Genomic DNA, 19,606 nt, shown 5'->3' on the forward strand with positions numbered 1-19,606 from the left:
TATTTGCACAGCCGCCTGCGTGCAAGAGGCAAAGGCCCTTTCAGGCTGGTTTTACCCCTATTACAGACGAAAAAACGCCCCGGCACAGGCCGGAGCGTTCGATCATCGAAAGCTGAGAAATCAGAACCTCCAGCGGGCCCCCAGCACCCACGCCTCGTTGTTGTCGAACGAAGCGCCATCTTCGAAATCGTGATTGCGGTATTTCAGATATGCATCTGTATTGATGCTGTCGATACGCTGAACAACTGCGATGCCCCAAGCATCGGTGCTGGAACCGTCATTTACGAAGTCCGAGCCCGAGTAATAGTCGATCCCGATACCGGTTTTACCCCAGGATACCCACTGATCCTCATAGGCAATCTTGCCGTAGAAGTAGTTCGGGTCAGACGCACCATCCGCGTCATTGTCCCGCGTACCGGCGGCTACGGTGAAGCTCAGGCCGTTTTGCAGCATAACCGAGGCCGACCCGATCGTATCCTTGCGGTCCCCCGATCCATCGTCAGCCGAACGCACCGAGTATGCAACCGCCGCTGCAAATTCAACCCCGCCGCCGAAGGTGTTGTTATAGCGAAGGCCGATATCGTAATAGTCATCGTCATCGCTGCTGGACAGAATGTTCTGACCATAGGCGATGCCGGCCTTAAAACCGCTGAACTCCGGCGTGTCATACCGAACGCGGCCACGGCGCGCACCGTCAAAGTTGCTGCTGGAATCGCCAACGGTGATGTCGCTCAGCAAACCGTCAGTACCGCGATAGAAGAACCCGCCATTTTCATCGTTGGTAAAGGAATACAGCGCAGTTCCAACGTAAGACAGATCCACTTCGGCAGCGCCATCGGCCACCATGCTGCCCTGACCGGCCGAGAATTTACCCCAGTCACCGGCAAGTGCGAAATCCACGTGACGGATATCTTCACGGGTCCAGCCGCTGAAATCTGTGCCCAGCTGGTTCCACTCGCTCGAGCTCGGCAGACCAAGCCCGGTTTCAAAACGGAAGGTGAAATCGTTGTTGCCGAAGGGCTGCAACAGTTCCAAACCGACGCGGCTGTTTGACAGGTCATTGTCCAGAACGCGCGTTTCGGTCTCTTCACCGTCGTCAACCGAGATTAAGGCCGGGTGCAACTGACCATAAAGCAGGACATAACCGCCCGTGTTGTTTTCGTATTTCAGTTCGGCGGCGGCGGGGATTGCCGTTGTTGCGACAAGCGCCGCGGCTATCGAAGTCAGCTTAAAATTCACTGTCATGTCATTCACCATAGATGGGTCAGTTTTTTAGATATTGCCGATATGCGCACCTGGATTAACGGTTCCAATGATTGCTAAAGCTTATTAGCCCGGCATTGCATTTCTGCCACAGGCGGAAGCGGGGACCTTCAGGGAAAGCGTTTTATAATCAATATTTTGACCTAGTTCGAAAGCAGCACCCAGCTAACCTGCAAGACAATTCTTGCGCTGCGTGTTGCAGCTTGCAAACACCCGTTATGCGCACAGGTAAATCATAAGGCGAAACATTGCCGCTTTGACCCGCGATCGGCCAATATTTGCCTATGACCCATTGATTTCAAGCCGTGCGAATACCGCTGGCAATTGTTCCGGCAGATCTTCAGCAATCAACCCCGGCCCAAATTGCCTGGCGCATTCCACATGTAACCAAGCTGCGGTCTTGGCTGCAGCCATCGGGTTGAAGCTCCGCGCCAGTAGTCCCGTTATGAACCCGGCAAGCACATCGCCCGACCCTGCTGTCGCCAGCCAGGGCGCCGCCCGGTCAAACAGCGCCGCATTGATCGCACATTGCCCATCCGGTGCAGCAATCACCGTGTCAGGGCCCTTGTATAGTACCACACAGCCAGCCTGCTTGGCCGCCTCACGCACGGCATCCACTTTGGAATAAGCAGGCCCTCTGCCCGGCTTGATCGAGAGCTTTTCGGAGATCTCCGGGAACAATCGCGCAAACTCGCCCCCGTGCGGTGTCAGAACACATCTGTCATGGAGCATGTCCAACAGCACCTCTGGCGCATCAGCAAACGCCGTCAAAGCATCCGCGTCCAGCACTGCTGGACGCCCCGAGGCCAGCGCCGCAGGAACCAGCTCCTGCGCACGCGCCAGCCCCAAACCAGGACCGAGGCACAGTGCATTCAACCGCGCATCCATCAGGACTTCCAACAGATCATCGCCGCCCTGGACCCGCTGCAGCATCAGCGCAGTGATATGGCTTGCAACCTCCATCTGAGCCGAGGGTGGAACACCCAGCGTCACTAATCCGGCCCCGATGCGTAATGCACCACGTGCCGCCAGCCTTGCTGCGCCGGTTGCCCCCGCACCTCCGCTAATAATCAAGGCATGCCCATGCGCATATTTGTGTAAGGCAGTTGCCTTCGAAAAATCAGCATCCGGGGCGGTCACCAGTTTGACCGCACCCTGAACTCCCTCCTCCAAACCAATGTCCTTGACGACCAATCGGCCACTTCTGACCGGCCCCAGCCCCAGATAATGCCCCAGCTTTGCAGTATGAAACGATACCGTGAGCCTGGCCTGAACCGTCGCGGTCCCCGGGGCCAGCTCACGCCCACTATCGGAACACAGGCCAGACGGCATATCAACGGATACTGTCTTTTCGGCGATGGCTGGATCCGAGGCAGTCATTTCTGCCCATTTTAGAACGTCACCTTCAAGTGGTCGCTGTAAGCCCGTCCCGAATAACGCATCGACATAGAGGTCAGCCCCTTGATGCGCGGCAAACACTTCGGAAAATGGGTGAACCTCCCCCAATTCGCCCCACCTGTCATGATTCAAACGCGCATCTGGTGGTAGCTTCGCCGGATCACCAAGAAGAAATGCCGCCACCTCCCAGCCGCGCTCCCGCAGCAAGCGTGCAACAACAAATCCATCCCCCCCGTTATTTCCCGGCCCGCAAAGAATTACCGCACGCAGCGGATCCTCTTCATCTGGCCCCAAATACCTCGGGGGTGCGGGGGCTGGCCCCCGCTGCAGCTCTGGCCATTCTTCAAATATGGCTTGAAGAACACCGCGCCCGGCCCGCTCCATCAGCTCCAGTCCGCTCACGTCACCGGACTCAATCGCGGACTTTTCGATCGTCCGCATCTGTGCCGCTGTCAGCAACTCTGCCATATTGCGCCCTCACGCGATTCAATTCTGATTACATTTTGTGCACATCGATCAAAATTTAACCCGTTGCACGATTTCGCAGCACCACAAGGCGACCATATTCGCAGTTCCATTGCCGCCTGACCTTAGACGTGATCACTGCCTTCGAGACAACCATACAAGGTGAGCCGGAATGAAAAAGATCGAAGCGATCATCAAGCCGTTCAAACTGGACGAAGTGAAAGAGGCGCTGCAAGACGTGGGAGTCCAGGGCCTCAGCGTGGTCGAGGTGAAAGGCTTTGGTCGCCAGAAAGGTCACACCGAACTTTATCGCGGCGCAGAATATGTTGTCGACTTTCTACCCAAGGTAAAGGTCGAGGTCGTGCTGGATGATGATCAGGTTGACGCAGCGATCGAAGCCATCGTTAGCGCCGCAAAGACCGACAAGATCGGGGACGGAAAAATCTTTGTCTCACCTATCGAACAAGCCATTCGTATCCGCACCGGCGAAACCGGTTCGGAAGCCCTGTAACACAGCAATCTTCAAATCAGAGGAACAAATAGTATGAGCAAGGACGCAGTTCTTCAGCTGATCCGTGATGAAGACGCCGAATACGTCGACATCCGCTTTACCGACCCGCGTGGCAAACTTCAGCACGTCACCATCATGTCCGATCAGGTCGATGAGGACTTCCTGGAAGAGGGCTTTATGTTCGACGGTTCGTCCATCGCGGGCTGGAAGTCGATTGAAGCTTCCGACATGAAACTGATGCCCGACACCGACAGCGCCTATGTCGATCCGTTCTATGCGGAAAAGACCATCTGCCTGCACTGCTCGGTTGTGGAGCCTGACACTGGTGAAGCTTATGAACGTGACCCGCGAGGCACCGCTCAGAAAGCCGAAGCGTACCTGAAGGCTTCCGGTATTGGTGATGTGGCCTACATGGGTCCTGAGGCCGAATTTTTCCTCTTTGATGACGTTCGTTTCTCCAACAGTATCAACAAGGTATCCTACGAAGTTGATGCGACTGATGCATCGTGGAACACCGACACCGAATACGAGATGGGCAACATGGGCCATCGTCCGGGCGTCAAAGGTGGTTACTTCCCCGTAAACCCCGTTGACGAAGCGCAGGACCTGCGCTCGGAAATGCTGTCGACAATGAAGCGTCTGGGCATGAAGGTCGACAAGCACCACCACGAGGTTGCATCGTGTCAGCACGAACTGGGCCTGATCTTCGACAGCCTGACCAAGCAGGCCGATGAGCTGCAGAAATACAAGTATGTGATCCACAACGTTGCACATGCCTATGGTAAATCGGCGACCTTCATGCCGAAGCCAATCGCAGGTGACAACGGCACCGGCATGCACGTGAACATGTCGATCTGGAAAGACGGCAAGCCGCTGTTCGCGGGCGACAAATACGCCGACCTGTCTGATGAGGCGCTGTACTTCATCGGCGGCATCCTGAAACACGCCAAAACGCTGAACGCCTTCACCAACCCGGCAACCAACAGCTACAAGCGTCTGATCCCAGGGTTCGAAGCCCCCGTCTTGCGCGCCTATTCGGCCCGCAACCGTTCAGGCTGCGTGCGTATTCCATGGACCGAAAGCCCGAAAGCCAAGCGCGTCGAGGCCCGCTTCCCCGATCCGGCCGCAAACCCCTATCTGGCGTTCGCCGCGCTTCTGATGGCCGGTCTGGACGGCATCAAGAACAAGATCGATCCGGGCGAAGCCATGGACAAGAACCTGTACGATCTTCCTGCCGAAGAACTGGCCGACATCCCGACCGTATGCGGCTCGCTGCGCGAAGCTCTGGAAGCGCTGGCATCTGATCACGACTTCCTGCTGCAAGGCGACGTGTTCACCAAAGACCAGATCGACGGCTACATCGCGCTGAAGATGGAAGAGGTAGAAACCTACGAGCACACGCCTCACCCGGTTGAGTACGGCATGTACTACAGCTGCTGATTAAGAATTTTCGACGAAAATTCTCAGGGGGCGCCCATCGGGCGCCCCTTTTTCTGTATCTCCGCGAGATTTGACGGATCGATGATGATCTTTCAAAATTTGAGCTCAACATCAGGCGGAGAGAGCACATGCCCGCGAGCGACAATCCCTTTTCTGAGTATTCAGGACTTGTAACCTCGGAAAAAGATCTGGAACGCATTTGCGGGCAACCCTTGCCGCAGATCATTGCAAAGGAATTGCCTGCACTTGATGAGATGTGTCGAGACTTCATCGGCATGTCCTCGTTCTGCCTGATCGCTTCAGCCAATCCCGATGGGCATCTCGATATTTCGCCTCGTGGCGATCCTGCGGGGTTTGTGCAGGTGCTCTCGAACTCGATGATTGCGATCCCGGACCGGCCCGGGAACAAGCGCGTGGATACGTTTCATAATGTGCTGAAAGATCAGCGCGTCAGCGTGATATTCTTTGTCCCCGGAAAATTGGAAACTCTGCGCCTGCGGGGATCCGCGAGAATTAGCGCAGATCCCGGACTTCTTTCAAACATGGCCGTCGGTGGACGCGTGCCCAAGCTGGCCCTGTTGATCCATGTCGAAACCGTCTTTGCGCACTGTCCCAAATGCATCATTCGATCAAACCTGTGGCACCCCGATGAATGGCCGGACTCATCCAGTCTGCCAAATATGAACGCGATGATGGTCAAACATGCCAAGATCGACAAAACCCCGGATGAATGGTTCGAATCCCTGAAAGGCACAGACGAGCTTGATCTCTATTAAAGCACTTTGCGGTAGGTCGAACTCGGCTTAGGCTAAGCGTAGATTTTTTTGCACTCGGATTTCCTCTATGCCTCGTCTTCGCCTTTACGCTGCACTCGCGTTCCTTCTGCCCTCGGTGGCACTGTCCGCCCCTTGTGGGAATACCAGCAGCGGGTTTGAGGCCTGGAAAGCCGACTTTGCCAAAACCGCCAAACGAGCGGGTGTGAAAAAGAAGGGTCTGCAAGCGCTCGCACAAACGCAATATGCAACACGTACGATTGCCGCGGATCGCAATCAGAAGGGCTTTAAATACTCATTAGACAAATTCATGCAGGTGCGCGGGGCAAACACCATCGTTGCGCAAGGGCGCAAGCGCAAAGCTCGCAATCCGCAGTTTTACGCCGCGCTCGAGCGTCAATATGGCGTACCGGCGGGTGTGCTAATTGCCATTCACGGCATGGAAACCGGCTTTGGAGGTTTCATGGGAGATAGTCAGGTTGTTTCCGCAATCACGACATTAGCCTATGATTGTCGCCGATCCGAATTCTTCATCCCGCACGCTATCGGCGCCTTAAAACTGGTTGACCAAGGTACCCTTACGATGGCGACAAAAGGGGCAAAACATGGCGAGCTGGGGCATACACAGTTCCTGCCCGGCAACGCCCTGACCTATGGTGTGGACGCCACCGGTGACGGTCGGGTCGATTTTTATAACATGACCGACGCGCTCGCCTCGACCGCGAATTTTCTACGTAAGAAAGGGTGGAAGCCCGGTCGCGGCTATCAACCCGGAGAGCCGAATTTTGCGGTCATACAGCAATGGAATGCGGCCTCGGTCTACCAGCAATCCATTGCAATCATGGCGGCGCGAATCGACAACTAGGGCAGACATAGGCTTGACGTCAGAGCACCTGAATTCGGCCACATTGTTGCCACATAGATTTAAGGAAACCCCGATTTTCTTGGTTTCCAAAGCGTAATCAATCTTGGAATATTTCGACTTTTTTCCATTTTGGTCAAAATTTGCGCCATTTCGCCTGTTAATTTGTTGTGAAGATTATGACAGCAAAGGAACATGCTGTGACTGCAAAGCATAGTTACCACGGTGGCCTCCAGTTTGACGGGTCGGCAGATGGCGCGCTTGAGCGTCTGTGCGAGGTCGTCTCGACGACGCTGGGTGACTATGGCCATCTGGTCGAGCGCAAGACGCTTCTTAGCGCATCAGAGGCCAGTATCGTCAGCAGCCAATATCTCGTGCGTCTGACATTGGACTCGGAACCAACCCAAGTAGATCACAATCACCATGAGCGGATGGATCGAACCGCTGGTCTCAAAACTATGCCGCGTGCTGCGGTAACCCTGCCGGGAAACCGGCTGACGATCTCGATTTGTCCGGTGTCAAAACTGCTCGATGACAGTGAAATATCCGAGTTGATGCTTGTGGTGATCCTGTACCGAATGGTCGACATCTGCACGACTCGTCGTGTCGAATGGTTGTCGCCCAAAACGGTTCTGACCATCGAACAATTCATGAGTGCCTTTGATTCAATTGCGCCGCGCAACGCCCGGAACCGAAAGCAGATTTTCGAAGCAGTCAGCGGCCCATTTGCGGGGCTCGATCTGCCCGATCCTGATGCGGAAAATACACAGACCAAACACGCCAAGCCGCGTCCGATCAAGCTAAGTGACGACCAACTGCTCAGTATCGCCTTCCGGACCGAGGCTGATGCTCCCCTGCCCGCCGGCAACATTCACCAGTCCGAGGACGAAACGGAACGCCCAAGCGATATTCTGCGACTGACCAGCTGGGGCATGACTGGTGCTGTGGCAAGCATATCGACACCGATTGCCATATCCCTGGCAGCAGTCAATCTGATCCGGGGTGAGGATTTTCGCCTCAACACTCAAGTTCTGGCTTTTACCACAGCGATTTTTGGCCTGAACGCTACGAATGCTTTTGCCGAGGTCGCCAGCGCGATTGGCATGTAATCAAATTACCCAAGACCCTCCTTGGAGGCCCCGCCGTCAGGCGGGGTTTTCCATTTTAAGGACCTGATCAGCGGCCATTACATAAGTGTGGATCGCGAACACCACTGCGTTTGTCTCAGGTAAACGCAAGAGAGTCTGACGTTCACTACGCAGATATCGGGCCGAATTTTCGTCCCGCGGTGTGCGTCGCTGCATGAGACTGCGCGGTTGGAACAATTCGGCATCATTGTACCAAAGCGCATTGAACCGCCAGAGTGGTCGGTCGGGCTGAATGCCGTCAAACAAACGTTGAACTCTGCGGGCAATATTGGCGTCGTAGGCGTCAACCGGTTCATGGATCCCAATCAACGGGCGCATGAACTTTTCTGACAGCATCCAGCTTGCGGGAAAGCACAGGATCGCGCCAGTCAAAACATGCTCGTCATCGTGTTTCTGCAGAATGCAGAAATCCTCTTGCACCAAATGGCATAGCGTTTCCAACGGGCGTTCCCGGTCAACCTCAACCCGTACACCGTCGGGCCGCACAACGTGATCGGAGACATTCGGATAAACTTGCTGAATGACCAGTTCCAGCAACTCCTGCGCGGGTGCCAACGCCTCGGGGCTTTGCGCCAAGACATCCTGTTTTTGCTGCGCCAACAGCGCCGCGCGTCGTTGCATCTGGGCAGAAAATGCATCGTCGCGATGCAACCAGGCCCTGGGGTCCGCAGGCTTAATGCCAGGCAGCGGGTTTTGGGCGAGTGGATCATAGGGAATGGCTTGCTGTAATATCACGGTCATAGTCGAGGCATAGCACCCTGCTCTGGCGCTGTCGGTCAAAAAGCGACCAGAAGACGGTCGCAAACCTAGAAGACGCAGCGCATCTGGATTTGCAGGTTGGGCAGGCAAGCAGAAAGGTCCAACCGTGAACACACCATATCGTGACACCCGTAAGATTGACCCGACCCGGGGCGCCACCCTCGGGGACGGGACACCGAACGACAATGACAGGATCGAGATCGGACCGACACAGCTTGCCTTTGACGAATGGGCCGCTGCCGGGCTTAGCCTGCCCAATCTAGAACAGATGCGTAAATACCGCTGGAAACGCCTCACTCAGGCCATCGTGCAGCGCGATTGGGGCGGGATCCTGCTGTTTGACCCCCTGAATATCCGCTATGCGACTGACAGCACCAACATGCAGCTCTGGAATACCCATAACCCGTTCCGGGCCGTTCTGGTTTGCGCTGACGGATATATGGTGATCTGGGACTACAAGAACTCTCCGTTCTTGTCGAAATTCAACCCGCTGGTGCGCGAGCAGCGCTCGGGCGCGGATCTGTTCTATTTCGACCGGGGCGACAAGATTGACGTTGCCGCAGATGTGTTTTCAAACGAGGTGCGCGCCCTGATCGAAGAACATGGCGGCGGCAACATGCGGCTGGGTGTCGACAAGATCATGCTGCACGGCCTGCGCGCGCTTGAGGCTCAGGGGTTCGAGGTGATGGAGGGCGAAGAGCTTACCGAGAAAACCCGTGCCATCAAAGGCCCAGACGAAATCCTCGCCATGCGCTGCGCCAGCCACGCCTGCGAGACCGCTGTGGCCGAAATGGAGCGCTTCGCACGTATCAATGTCGGAGACGGGAAGACATCCGAGGATGACATTTGGGCAGTGCTACATGCTGAAAACATCCGGCGCGGTGGTGAATGGATCGAGACCCGCCTGCTTGCCTCGGGCCAGCGCACCAATCCCTGGTTTCAGGAATGCGGCCCGCGCATCACGCGGCAAAATGAAATCATCGCGTTCGATACCGACCTGATCGGGTCTTACGGCATTTGCGTCGACATCTCACGAACCTGGTGGATCGGCGATCAAAAACCGCGCCCCGACATGATCTATGCCATGCAGCACGCGCATGAGCATATCATGACCAATATGGAAATGCTGAAGCCCGGCGTCATGATCCCGGAACTAACTGCGAATGCCCATCGGCTGGATGACAAGTTTCAGGCACAGAAATACGGCTGCCTGATGCATGGAGTTGGATTGTGCGATGAATGGCCCTTGGTAGCCTATCCCGACAAGGCGGTCGAGGGATCCTATGATTATCCACTTGAACCCGGAATGGTGTTGTGCGTCGAAGCGGCAGTTGGCGAGGTTGGCGGCGATTTCTCGATCAAGCTGGAAGATCAGGTGCTGATCACCGAAGACGGCTATGAAAACCTCACGAAGTATCCGTTCGACGCACAGTTGATGGGGTCTGGCTAAGCGCTATCGCCTAGTTCGACCAGTGGGACCGTCTGACATTACCGTGCCAATCCTCAGGCGCTGTGAGAGTTGGCGTGTCCTCAGACGTATTCGTCAGCGGCCAGCTTTGTCCCAGTGCAAAACCAATTGCGCCAGTCACGAGAATTGCCAACAGAACTCCGGCGTGGAGTGTCGGGCTTAGCGGTGCAGATGTTGTATGTGCCATTTTGACCTCTGCTTTGGATAAGAAGGATGATTGCAAGTTGGGGTTCAAGTATAAATAAGTAAAATGAATGTTTATCCGAATTATCATCACATTTTTTGATTGCTCAAATACCAACCCCAACAATGCATTGATGCGACGCGCCAAGGGCTACGTGGTCCCACCCCCTCACCTTCCTGTTACGCCACTGACACAGGGGTTGAGAGAACCGCACACAGCACACAGTATTGTCGAAACCTGGACCACCAAGGATTCATCATGCCCACCGAACGCATTACTTTCGCCGGTCACGACGGCAGCCAATTGGCCGCGCGCCTTGATCTGCCGGACGGGCCGGTACTGGCAACGGCTTTGTTTGCGCATTGCTTTACCTGCTCTAAGGACATACCTGCCGCACGGCGCATTTCGGCGCGTTTGGCGGCGATGGGCATCGCCGTGCTCAGGTTTGATTTTACAGGCCTTGGCCACTCGGATGGAGAGTTTGCGAATACGACATTCACCTCAAATGTCGAAGATCTGATCGCTGCAGCGCACTACCTGTCCGGCCGCAACATGGCCCCCGCCCTGCTTATTGGCCATTCACTTGGCGGCGCTGCGGTACTGCGCGCACGCGCTGGCATACCGTCGGTCAAGGCGGTCGTCACATTGGGTGCGCCTGCTGACCCGGGCCACGTATCACACCATTTCGAGGCCGCCCTGCCCGAGATTCAGGCGCAAGGCAGCGCAGAGGTTTCGCTTGGCGGTCGCCCGTTCCGCATAGGCAAGGCTTTTGTCGATGACATCTCCGAGGCCGCGCTTAGCCCTGCCATCGCCGAACTCAAGGCGGCCCTGCTCATCCTACACGCGCCGCGCGACGAAACCGTAAGCATCGACAACGCCAGCACCATCTTTCTGGCCGCGAAACATCCCAAAAGTTTTGTCACGCTCGACGATGCCGACCATCTGATCACGCGTGCGTCAGATGCAGACTATGCGGCGGATGTCATTGCGGCTTGGGTTTCTCGATACGTCAAACTTTGCCCTCCCGCACCGCCACCCGGCGCCCCGGAGGGGGTGGTACGTGTGACCGAGGCAGACCCGGCAGGGTTCCTGCAAGACATCCAGTCCGGCCCACGCCACCATACGGTCGCTGACGAGCCCGCCTCATACGGAGGAACGGATCGAGGCATGTCGCCTTATGGATTTGTATCCTCCGGATTGGGGGCCTGTACCTCGATGACCATTCGCATGTATGCGCGGCGCAAGAAATGGCCGCTGACAGGTATCACCGTCGATGTCTGCCACGACAAGGTACACGCCCAGGACGCCGGACTGGCCAGCGATGGCAAGGTCGATCAGTTCCGTCGCAAGATACGGCTTCAAGGGCCGCTGGATGCCGCGCAACGTGCTAAGCTATTGGAGATCGCAGATAAATGTCCCGTGCACCGAACCCTTGAAGGCTCGGCCCATATCACGACTGAGCTGCTGGACTGAAAACCACCTTTGTCAGCTTATGATAATGATTGAAGGGGGCTTTTGCCCCCTTTTTCTAACGGCGCCTCGGTGAGGGTCGGTGAATTGGTGGCCGTGCCGTCGGAGGACGCGCCACCGGGGGATGCGGGCGCGACGGCGGTTTGGCGATCGGTGGCTTTGGCCGCGGTGGAGGGTTCGGACGAACCGGTCGATCGGGGCGGTCGGGCCGGTCTGGGCGGTTTATGTCAACATCTACATTCACGTTACGGTCGTGGTAGTAATCATTCCACAGCATCGAGTCGTAGAACGGGTCATACCCAACGCCATACCCTACCCCGACGGACACGCCATCGCAGGCGGACAGTGTAAACGTTGCAGTACCCAACCCCAGCGCCAGAACAGACCGTTTTAACAGTTTGCGAGTCATCCGAGCCTCCTTACTGCAAAGACCGGAACGACGCGAAAACGGCGTTCAAGGCATCAACATAAGACGGGTCGGCCCCGTCACGCAGGATCGCAACCCCTATCGCAACACGGTCACGCGGCAGGTCAATCACGGTGGCGGTAAAGTTTACGCCTCGCCCATCCCGATTGCCGGTGCCTCGAATAACGTGGGCTGGCCGCCCACCAATCCTTGTATTGCTGGTGCTGGTCACGGTCGGGTCTTTGACGAGGAATTTGTCGATATCCTCAAGATAGCTCAGCCCGCCCTGAATGCTGGAAACCCGTGATGGTGAGACGAAGCCCAACCAGACATTATCGTCGGTCACCGGTCTGATCCCCATGACGCGCGAAACCGCACGGGCATCGCCCAGATTGGTATCCTCGATTTCACGCGGGCCACCGGTACGCAATGCCCAAAAGTCGGGAACCTCAAAGCGGAACAGGGCGCGCCCTTCATCGGTGTAGGTCACCGGTGTGTCAGCTTGCACAGGCGTTACAGCCAACCAAGTCACGGCACTTGCAGCAAGCGCCAAGCTTAACAAAATACGCATATCTCAATAACCTGATCAGTTTTCTGATGTCAGGTTGCCCATGCAGTTTGACTTTGTCCAGTATCCTGTTCTGCAGACAATAAAAAACCCGCGTCCGGAAAGCTCCGAACGCGGGTGTGTCTTGCGCAAGAGCGCGCTATCAGGTGCGTGCGTCGCCCAGCAGCTTCCACAGGCCAGGGATCAGCAGAGCGGCCAGCGCCAGCTTGATTGCGTCACCCAGCAGGAACGGTGTCAGACCCCATTCCAGGATCGGCTTGTCCCAGCCATACAGCTGACCCAGCCACAGCAGGCCCGGCACATAGATCAGGACATTGGCCAGCACCAGCGCCAGCGCCAGCTTGCCGACCGAACGATCCCAGCCGCGCGCGGCCAGTGTGCCCAGCAGAATGGTCGCCATCAGGTAACCGACCAGATAGCCACCGGTGCCACCCATCATGTAGGTCAGGCCGAATTTTTCGGCCGAGGAACCCGCAAACACGTCAAAGCCCAGAGCACCAACCAGCAGGTAACCCAGCATCGTGATCAGGCCAAGGCGCGCGCCATAGGCGGTGCCGATGGTCAGAACGGCGAATGTGCCCATGGTGATCGGAACCGGCCACATCGGCACTTTGATTTTGGCTGCAACAGCCAGAGCAACGATACCCAGGGCAACCAGAGCCACCTGCTTGACGCGCAGCGCCGTCCCCTCACGCGGGCCAAAAGCATTGGCCAGTACGTTTGCGTTCATCTCATTTCTCCACATTCGGACTTATTTGCACATGCAGCAATGCCCGTTCCGGGCCGTTGCTGCAAGATGATTACGCTATCGCAGCGCGTATTTGGTCTCCATTTCATAGGATTTTCGCGGTCCTGATACAGTCCAGCGGACTGTCCAGCGCGGCCATCCCGAGAAATCATAGTCTGCATCATAGCTGTCCGGCGGGCAATCGTGATGATCCTTGACGCGGGTTTGGCCAAGTTTAAGTGCGTGAAAAAACCGATCATCATCAAAGTGAATGGCGATCCGATCACCGGCGTCGCGCCAAAGGTATCGACGCGTTCCCGTCATTGCAGGCTGCCCCGGAACACGCAGCGTGACCGTCTCATCATAGACCAACCCTTGGGTATCTTGCCGTAGCTCTGCCTTACCCTCGGCCTGAATGATCTGGCCTGCACGCTCGTCCCGGATGAGGCGGCTCAGGTCCCAAACCCCCTGGAAATCATAAATATTTCTGGGCAGGCTCACTTCAAATAGATTCCGTCAGTTGTATTACCTGAATCATCCACAAACCGGATGGTTTCACCGCTTTGCTCAACATCATAACAAGCCCAGAAATCCGAAGGCGGCCAGACCGAGCAATAGCGATCATCACGAACGGCCCATCGTCCCGAACTTGGGCGGCCTGAAAAGTACTGCGTTTGCATATTGCTATCGAAGGTCTGGGTGATCCCCTCGCCATAGTCGAGCTTCTTGCCAGCAAGCGCCATCAGAATCTCATCACCCGTCAGTTGCTGAAACTCGTCGGCGGCCACAAATCCGGGCCAAAGCAATAAAATCAGGGCAAACCGTCTCATCCCAGCACTCGCGCCTTGTTCCTTGGTCAATGCGCGGCTAAACCCCGCGCCAACGCCTCATCCCAATCATAAAAAGGTGCTGCCGCCAATGATTCCCCGCTATTCACGCCCCGACATGGTCGCCATCTGGTCACCCGAGAGCAAGTTCCGCATTTGGTACGAGATCGAGGCGCACGCCTGCGACGCCATGGCCGATCTAGGCGTGATCCCGCGTGAAAACGCCGAGGTCGTGTGGAAAGCCAAGGATGTGGAGTTTGATGTCGCCCGTATCGACGAGATCGAAGCCGTCACCAAACACGACGTCATCGCCTTCCTGACCCATCTGGCCGAACATGTGGGTAGCGAGGAAGCCCGCTTCGTGCATCAGGGCATGACCTCCTCGGACGTGCTGGACACTTGCTTCAATGTGCAACTGACCCGCGCCGCCGACCTGCTGATTGCAGACCTCGAAGGTCTGTTGGCTGCCCTGAAACGCCGCGCGATCGAGCACAAAGACACCGTTCGCATCGGTCGCAGCCACGGTATCCATGCCGAACCCACCACGATGGGCCTGACCTTTGCCCGCTTCTATGCCGAGATGGACCGCAACTTGTCCCGGATGCGCGATGCCCGCGCGGAAATCGCCACCGGAGCGATCAGCGGCGCGGTCGGGACGTTTGCGAATATCGACCCGCAGGTTGAAGAGCATGTCTGCGACAAGCTGGGTCTGGTGCCTGAACCGATCAGCACACAGGTCATTCCCCGCGACCGTCACGCAGCATTCTTCGCCACACTGGGTGTTATCGCCAGCAGCATCGAAAACATCGCTATCGAAATCCGCCACATGCAGCGTACCGAAGTGCTGGAGGGGGCCGAGTTCTTCTCGATGGGGCAGAAAGGCTCATCCGCGATGCCGCACAAGAAGAACCCGGTGCTGACCGAGAACCTGACCGGTCTTGCGCGCATGGTGCGTGCTGCCGTGATCCCGGCGATGGAGAACGTGGCGCTGTGGCACGAGCGCGATATCTCGCATTCCTCGGTCGAACGCATGATCGGGCCGGATGCCACTATCACGCTGGACTTTGCACTCGCGCGATTGACCGGTGTAATCGACAAGATGCTGATCTTCCCCGAGAACATGATCGAGAACATGAACAAGTTCCCTGGTCTTGTCATGAGCCAACGAGTGCTGTTGGCGTTGACCCAAGCCGGTGTAAGCCGCGAGGATGCCTATGCCATGGTTCAGCGCAACGCGCTGAAAGTCTGGGAGCATCGCACCGACTTCAAAGAGGAACTGTTGGCCGACGCCGATGTCACCGCCGCGCTGAGCCCGAAAGAAATCGAAGAGAAATTCGATCTCGGCTACCATACCAAACATGTAGATACGATTTTCGCCCGCGTATTCGGCGAATAATTCAAACTCAAACAGTGCTAAAAACTTGGCCCGGCTTGCTCAATGCAGCCGGGCCTTGTGTCTTTGCCAGATTGGCAAAAATCGGTTAATCTGTTGGCACAGTTTCCGCGAAAGGAAAACTCGATGCTACGAACTGCTCTATGCGCAATTGCTCTTATCTGTGCGGGCACCGCCGGATTTGCCTGTAACGGTAACACCAAGCAAACCCAGTCCTGTGCTGAAGGCACAAGTTGGGACAGCGAAAGCCAAAGCTGCATGAAAATCGTCAATAGCTGACATTTTTATTTCCTGCTTGTGAATAAAAGCGATCAGTCAATCGTTAGCTTTTTTGAAGATCAAGCTATGATTGTAACAAGTCTCTTTGACAACGGAGTAGGAAAATGCGTCTTGTACTAGCCTCGGCCATCGCTCTTCAGGCCTTTACCTTCGCGCCCATGGCCATTGCTGCGGGTGGTGGGGACAGCAGCCCGCCCAAGCCCACCAACACCACAAAGAAATGCCTGTTTGGCCGCGTCTATGACGAGGCAGCCGGGCGCTGCGTCAAACCCAACAAGACAAATTTCACCGAAGACCAACTGTATGATGCCTTGCGCGAGTTGGCTTACGACGGGCAGTACGAAAATGCTCAGGGCATTCTGCGTATCATGGATCAAGATGATGATCGGGTGCAGACCTATTGGGGGTTCACCTATCGCAAGATGGGTGAGCTGAAACTGGCTGACGCGTTTTACCAGAAAGCAATTGAATCCAACCCCGACAACATCCTCGCCCGCAGCTACATGGGTCAGGGATTTGTTACCCAGGGCAAGACCGAGTTGGCCATCGCACAATGGCGCGAGATCAAGGCGCGTGGTGGCGAAGGCACATGGGCTGAGACATCGCTGCGCGAAGCGATCAGAACAGGGCTGACATATAGCTACTGAGTTTCAGGGTTTCTTTACCCGACTCTCTATATTCTGCCTGCAACGCGAATGAGGCATTGCAGGCAGATGCAGGACACGAACCTAATGGTGCAGATGACGCCGGGCACGCAAACCCCGGTCGTTGAACAAGACGATGATGCGCCACGTGTTGTGCCGCGCGCCCTCAGCAACCGAGAGAAAGCCGCGGTTGTGGTTCGGCTGCTGCTGAACGAGGGGGCGGATATCCCGTTGGAAGAGCTTCCCGATTCACTGCAGGAACAACTTACCCACCAACTTGGACAGATGGGGTTGGTTGACCGGGTAACGCTGGCCGCCGTCGCGCAGGAATTTGCCGATGCGCTGGATGGCGTAGGGCTTGCATTTCCCCATGGGCTTGCCGGTGCTTTGGACGCGGTGAACGGCAAGATCGCCCCCGCCACCGCCGCCCGGCTGCGCAAGGTAGCTGGCGTGAGGCAGATCGGTGACCCATGGCAGCGTTTGCGCGAAGTACCCTCAGAAGATCTGGCCGAAATGGCCAAAGCTGAAAGCACCGAAGTCGCCGCCGTCATGCTGTCGAAACTCGAAACCGCAAAGGCCGCCCAGTTGTTGGGCCACCTGCCTGGCCCCACAGCGCGACGGATAACCTATGCTGTATCGAAAACCGCCAACGTGACGCCCGAGGCGGTTGAGCGGATCGGATGGTCCTTGGCCGCTCAGCTGGATCAACGCCCCGAGCCCGCCTTTCGGGATGGGCCGGGTGAGCGTGTGGGCGCAATCCTCAACCAGTCGGCTGCTACGACGCGTGATGGCTTACTGACCGCGCTGGATGAGGAAGACGCCGATTTTGCCAATACAGTCCGGCAATCGATCTTTATCTTTTCGCACGTGCCCTCCCGCATCCAGCCCCGCGATATTCCTGCGATCCTGCGTGGCCTGGACCAGCCTGTTCTTGTCACCGCACTTGCCGGGGCCAGTACCGACGAAGACCTCGCTACGGTCGAGTTCTTTTTGGCAAACATGTCCTCTCGCATGGCAGACAATTTGCGTGAAGAAATGACCGAACGAGGCAAGGTCAAACAATCCGATACCGAGGATGCGATGTCACAGATCGTCGCCGCCATTCGCGCCCTTCTGGACGAAGGCGCGATTACACTTGTTGAAACGGATGAGGCTGAAGACTAATCTGACCCGGCGCGCCTACTTGTGATCGCACGATGAGGACTGTATGTCTGAGCGCGCAATTCACAACACTCAGGTGTCCTTCCCCATGCCCGTCGAAAAGTCGGAACTGAGCCGATTTGAGCTTGGAAAATACTACGTCGCCAACCTGTTTCTGACCGGCGTAATCCGCGGCATGCGCCTGCTGCCATATGAGCGCCGCATCGGAGCGATGGGCGCGATTGTGCGCTGGCTTGCCCCCATTGTCGGGTTTCGAACCCGCGTGCGCCGCAACCTGAAACTCACCTGCCCAGATCTGCCCGAGGCCGAGGTCAAACGCATCTGCCGCGCCGTGCCTGACAATGCCGGGCGCGCGATCATGGAGCATTTTTCAGCCGACGGTTTCATCGAGCGACAAAGCAAGGCCAAGGTATCAGGTTCTGGGGTCGAAGCATTTGATGACGCCGTGGCGGAAGGGCGTCCAGTGATGATGATCACTGCGCATTTCGGGCACTATCTGGCCGCGCGGGTCGCGCTGCAGGCGCGCAGCGGTAAACCCATCGGCAGCCTCTATCGCCGCATGGCAAATCCATATTTCAACGACATGTATGTCGAGGCATTCTATCAGACCGGGTCGCCCATGTTCGAACAGGGCCGCCGAGGTATGGTCGAAATGGTCCGTTCACTGAAAAGCGGAGGCATCATTGCCATTGTATCCGACCTGCATGCGCATGGTGGTGAGGAGCTGACCTTTTTCGGCAAACCCGCCGTCACCTCGGTGCTGAACGCGGAACTTGCGATCAAATACAAGGCTGTGCTGATCCCCTGCTATGCAGTGCGCCAACCCAACGGGATCGATTTTGAGATCGTCCTGCACGACCCGGTCCCGCATACTGATGCCAAAACCATGACCCAGTTCACCAATGACGACCTGGAAGTGATGGTGCGTCAGCACATGGGACAATGGTTCTGGATTCATCGGCGCTGGAAGTCCTGGAGGGGACTGGGGGTCCAGCCAAAGGATATGCCCTGATCACTTAACCCGCGCTGCGGCCACGATCGGACCATGGCCACTGCGCTGGATCAGTACAACGGCAGGCAATTCCGATGACAATGTTGCGGTGAAACCCTGCGGTGTTTGGCCATCCCAGCGACCGGCAATCTGCCAATTCTCGACCACGTTTGCATAATCCAGATCATGTCCGGCCAATTCGCCACGCCGGATCGAGGTGCGACGCATCGGCGAATACTGCACAATCCGAACATCATAGGTTTCGTCGTCTGGTAACTCGATCGGAACGACATTCATGGATACTTCGTTCGCGATACGCGTGGCACTGACCTCGGCCTCCGGCGGCGCAGTCAGGTGTGCATCGATTAGCCGGTTCAGTTCAATTGACTTGGCCCCAACCACATCCTGCTGCCCATTCACAACCATCTGCGGCGTATAGATCATCGTCCGCCCGCCTTCACGTGCATAGGCGCGCTGTCGATCGGTATGGTCGGGATTGGCGTATTCATCTTTCCAGCCAATGTAGTCCCAATAATCCACATGCAACGCCAGACCGATTACATCATACCGCTTGGCCAATTCATGCATGATCCGGTCTGCTGGCGGGCAGGACGAGCACCCCTGCGAGGTGAACAGTTCGACCACCACCGGGTCATCCTGCGCCTGAGCCGGGGCAGCAAGAAAGAGTGAAACAAACGCGGTCGCAGCGACTGATCTGAGCATGTTTTCTCTCGATAGAGGAAGATTGCCTGAAAGGTTTAAGTCGGAACCGAATAAACTGCCAATCAAGGTTTCTTGAGACCTCAGACACAAGCTTTCGACAAAATGTGTGCAATGGTATACAAAAAACCACCCAAACTGCCCGTTGC

General features: G+C 56.5%; 21 protein-coding genes. 11 read left to right on the forward strand and 10 right to left on the reverse strand.

Annotated elements, in window-relative coordinates:
• Nucleotides 1–120: 120 nt before the first annotated feature.
• A complete protein-coding gene (locus ACR0JG_RS12990) occupies nt 121–1,245 on the reverse strand; it encodes a porin (protein WP_170422244.1) in 1,125 nt (374 codons plus the stop codon).
• A 300-nt stretch (nt 1,246–1,545) separates the two neighbouring features.
• Nucleotides 1,546–3,129, reverse strand: coding sequence for an NAD(P)H-hydrate dehydratase (locus ACR0JG_RS12995; RefSeq protein ID WP_480570252.1), 1,584 nt, complete (start codon nt 3,127–3,129; stop codon nt 1,546–1,548).
• A 169-nt stretch (nt 3,130–3,298) separates the two neighbouring features.
• Here ACR0JG_RS12995 and ACR0JG_RS13000 point away from each other — a divergent pair, with 169 nt between their 5' ends.
• From ACR0JG_RS13000 to ACR0JG_RS13020, 5 genes are all read left to right on the forward strand, one after another.
• On the forward strand, nt 3,299–3,637 hold the full coding sequence (locus tag ACR0JG_RS13000; protein WP_170396438.1) for a P-II family nitrogen regulator: 339 nt from the start codon (nt 3,299–3,301) through the stop codon (nt 3,635–3,637).
• A 33-nt stretch (nt 3,638–3,670) separates the two neighbouring features.
• Nucleotides 3,671–5,077, forward strand: a complete 1,407-nt coding sequence (gene glnA / locus ACR0JG_RS13005) for a type I glutamate--ammonia ligase (protein WP_170396436.1) — start codon at nt 3,671–3,673, stop codon at nt 5,075–5,077.
• A 128-nt stretch (nt 5,078–5,205) separates the two neighbouring features.
• On the forward strand, nt 5,206–5,853 hold the full coding sequence (locus tag ACR0JG_RS13010) for an MSMEG_1061 family FMN-dependent PPOX-type flavoprotein (protein ID WP_480570255.1): 648 nt from the start codon (nt 5,206–5,208) through the stop codon (nt 5,851–5,853).
• Nucleotides 5,854–5,920: 67 nt separating this feature from the next.
• On the forward strand, nt 5,921–6,715 hold the full coding sequence (locus ACR0JG_RS13015; RefSeq protein ID WP_480570258.1) for a lytic murein transglycosylase: 795 nt from the start codon (nt 5,921–5,923) through the stop codon (nt 6,713–6,715).
• A 176-nt stretch (nt 6,716–6,891) separates the two neighbouring features.
• Entirely contained in the window at nt 6,892–7,821 is a 930-nt protein-coding gene (locus tag ACR0JG_RS13020) for a hypothetical protein (RefSeq protein WP_480444140.1), read from the forward strand.
• A gap of 36 nt (nt 7,822–7,857) precedes the next feature.
• On the opposite strand, the gene ACR0JG_RS13025 is transcribed toward ACR0JG_RS13020, so the two are convergent.
• Complete coding sequence (locus tag ACR0JG_RS13025; RefSeq protein WP_170598002.1) at nt 7,858–8,601, reverse strand: heme-dependent oxidative N-demethylase family protein; 744 nt, start codon at nt 8,599–8,601, stop codon at nt 7,858–7,860.
• A gap of 124 nt (nt 8,602–8,725) precedes the next feature.
• Between ACR0JG_RS13025 and dddP the strand changes: the two genes are divergently transcribed.
• Complete coding sequence (gene dddP, locus ACR0JG_RS13030; protein ID WP_480570261.1) at nt 8,726–10,069, forward strand: dimethylsulfonioproprionate lyase DddP; 1,344 nt, start codon at nt 8,726–8,728, stop codon at nt 10,067–10,069.
• 10 nt (nt 10,070–10,079) lie between these two features.
• Here dddP and ACR0JG_RS13035 read toward each other — a convergent pair whose 3' ends face one another.
• Nucleotides 10,080–10,274 carry a hypothetical protein gene (locus ACR0JG_RS13035; protein WP_170396424.1) on the reverse strand — a complete coding sequence of 65 codons (195 nt, stop codon included), beginning with the start codon at nt 10,272–10,274 and terminating at the stop codon, nt 10,080–10,082.
• Between the two features lie 255 nt (nt 10,275–10,529).
• On the opposite strand from ACR0JG_RS13035, the gene ACR0JG_RS13040 reads away from it, so the two are divergent.
• On the forward strand, nt 10,530–11,744 hold the full coding sequence (locus tag ACR0JG_RS13040; protein WP_480570264.1) for a bifunctional alpha/beta hydrolase/OsmC family protein: 1,215 nt from the start codon (nt 10,530–10,532) through the stop codon (nt 11,742–11,744).
• Between the two features lie 55 nt (nt 11,745–11,799).
• On the opposite strand, the gene ACR0JG_RS13045 is transcribed toward ACR0JG_RS13040, so the two are convergent.
• The 5 genes from ACR0JG_RS13045 to ACR0JG_RS13065 form a co-directional block, all read right to left on the reverse strand.
• On the reverse strand, nt 11,800–12,150 hold the full coding sequence (locus ACR0JG_RS13045; protein ID WP_170403183.1) for a hypothetical protein: 351 nt from the start codon (nt 12,148–12,150) through the stop codon (nt 11,800–11,802).
• A gap of 10 nt (nt 12,151–12,160) precedes the next feature.
• Nucleotides 12,161–12,718 (reverse strand): hypothetical protein, encoded by a 558-nt coding sequence (locus ACR0JG_RS13050; protein WP_480570267.1) that lies wholly within the window; start codon nt 12,716–12,718, stop codon nt 12,161–12,163.
• A 139-nt stretch (nt 12,719–12,857) separates the two neighbouring features.
• Nucleotides 12,858–13,445, reverse strand: coding sequence for a biotin transporter BioY (locus ACR0JG_RS13055; protein ID WP_480570270.1), 588 nt, complete (start codon nt 13,443–13,445; stop codon nt 12,858–12,860).
• A 75-nt stretch (nt 13,446–13,520) separates the two neighbouring features.
• Nucleotides 13,521–13,943 (reverse strand): DUF6314 family protein, encoded by a 423-nt coding sequence (locus ACR0JG_RS13060; RefSeq protein WP_170422260.1) that lies wholly within the window; start codon nt 13,941–13,943, stop codon nt 13,521–13,523.
• Complete coding sequence (locus ACR0JG_RS13065) at nt 13,940–14,272, reverse strand: hypothetical protein (protein WP_170396412.1); 333 nt, start codon at nt 14,270–14,272, stop codon at nt 13,940–13,942. Before ACR0JG_RS13065 ends, ACR0JG_RS13060 begins: the two co-directional genes overlap by 4 nt.
• Before the next feature lie 88 nt (nt 14,273–14,360).
• On the opposite strand from ACR0JG_RS13065, the gene purB reads away from it, so the two are divergent.
• The 4 genes from purB (at nt 14,361) to ACR0JG_RS13085 (ending at nt 18,758) form a co-directional block, all read left to right on the forward strand.
• Nucleotides 14,361–15,665, forward strand: a complete 1,305-nt coding sequence (gene purB / locus ACR0JG_RS13070; protein WP_480570273.1) for an adenylosuccinate lyase — start codon at nt 14,361–14,363, stop codon at nt 15,663–15,665.
• A 380-nt stretch (nt 15,666–16,045) separates the two neighbouring features.
• Nucleotides 16,046–16,588, forward strand: coding sequence for a hypothetical protein (locus ACR0JG_RS13075; protein ID WP_480561339.1), 543 nt, complete (start codon nt 16,046–16,048; stop codon nt 16,586–16,588).
• An 84-nt stretch (nt 16,589–16,672) separates the two neighbouring features.
• Entirely contained in the window at nt 16,673–17,749 is a 1,077-nt protein-coding gene (locus tag ACR0JG_RS13080) for a flagellar motor switch protein FliG (protein ID WP_480571122.1), read from the forward strand.
• 85 nt (nt 17,750–17,834) lie between these two features.
• The gene (locus ACR0JG_RS13085) at nt 17,835–18,758 is read left to right on the forward strand and encodes a lysophospholipid acyltransferase family protein (protein WP_480571125.1); all 924 of its coding nucleotides are present in this window, start codon (nt 17,835–17,837) and stop codon (nt 18,756–18,758) included.
• On the opposite strand, the gene ACR0JG_RS13090 is transcribed toward ACR0JG_RS13085, so the two are convergent.
• Nucleotides 18,759–19,460, reverse strand: coding sequence for a DUF1223 domain-containing protein (locus ACR0JG_RS13090; RefSeq protein WP_480570276.1), 702 nt, complete (start codon nt 19,458–19,460; stop codon nt 18,759–18,761).
• Nucleotides 19,461–19,606 lie beyond the last annotated feature (146 nt).

It is taken from the genome of Ruegeria sp. AD5 (assembly GCF_056542345.1).

Coding starts and splice junctions, on each gene's coding strand:
- ACR0JG_RS13000 (WP_170396438.1), top strand. CDS start 3,299: ATGAAAAAGATCGAAGCGATCATCAAGCCGTTCAAACTGGACGAAGTG.
- ACR0JG_RS12990 (WP_170422244.1), bottom strand. CDS start 1,245: ATGACAGTGAATTTTAAGCTGACTTCGATAGCCGCGGCGCTTGTCGCA.
- ACR0JG_RS13065 (WP_170396412.1), bottom strand. CDS start 14,272: ATGAGACGGTTTGCCCTGATTTTATTGCTTTGGCCCGGATTTGTGGCC.
- ACR0JG_RS13080 (WP_480571122.1), top strand. CDS start 16,673: ATGGTGCAGATGACGCCGGGCACGCAAACCCCGGTCGTTGAACAAGAC.
- glnA (WP_170396436.1), top strand. CDS start 3,671: ATGAGCAAGGACGCAGTTCTTCAGCTGATCCGTGATGAAGACGCCGAA.
- ACR0JG_RS13055 (WP_480570270.1), bottom strand. CDS start 13,445: ATGAACGCAAACGTACTGGCCAATGCTTTTGGCCCGCGTGAGGGGACG.
- ACR0JG_RS13045 (WP_170403183.1), bottom strand. CDS start 12,150: ATGACTCGCAAACTGTTAAAACGGTCTGTTCTGGCGCTGGGGTTGGGT.
- ACR0JG_RS13085 (WP_480571125.1), top strand. CDS start 17,835: ATGCCCGTCGAAAAGTCGGAACTGAGCCGATTTGAGCTTGGAAAATAC.
- ACR0JG_RS13035 (WP_170396424.1), bottom strand. CDS start 10,274: ATGGCACATACAACATCTGCACCGCTAAGCCCGACACTCCACGCCGGA.
- ACR0JG_RS13015 (WP_480570258.1), top strand. CDS start 5,921: ATGCCTCGTCTTCGCCTTTACGCTGCACTCGCGTTCCTTCTGCCCTCG.
- ACR0JG_RS13075 (WP_480561339.1), top strand. CDS start 16,046: ATGCGTCTTGTACTAGCCTCGGCCATCGCTCTTCAGGCCTTTACCTTC.
- ACR0JG_RS13040 (WP_480570264.1), top strand. CDS start 10,530: ATGCCCACCGAACGCATTACTTTCGCCGGTCACGACGGCAGCCAATTG.
- purB (WP_480570273.1), top strand. CDS start 14,361: ATGATTCCCCGCTATTCACGCCCCGACATGGTCGCCATCTGGTCACCC.
- ACR0JG_RS12995 (WP_480570252.1), bottom strand. CDS start 3,129: ATGGCAGAGTTGCTGACAGCGGCACAGATGCGGACGATCGAAAAGTCC.
- ACR0JG_RS13090 (WP_480570276.1), bottom strand. CDS start 19,460: ATGCTCAGATCAGTCGCTGCGACCGCGTTTGTTTCACTCTTTCTTGCT.
- ACR0JG_RS13010 (WP_480570255.1), top strand. CDS start 5,206: ATGCCCGCGAGCGACAATCCCTTTTCTGAGTATTCAGGACTTGTAACC.
- ACR0JG_RS13050 (WP_480570267.1), bottom strand. CDS start 12,718: ATGCGTATTTTGTTAAGCTTGGCGCTTGCTGCAAGTGCCGTGACTTGG.
- ACR0JG_RS13020 (WP_480444140.1), top strand. CDS start 6,892: ATGACAGCAAAGGAACATGCTGTGACTGCAAAGCATAGTTACCACGGT.
- ACR0JG_RS13025 (WP_170598002.1), bottom strand. CDS start 8,601: ATGACCGTGATATTACAGCAAGCCATTCCCTATGATCCACTCGCCCAA.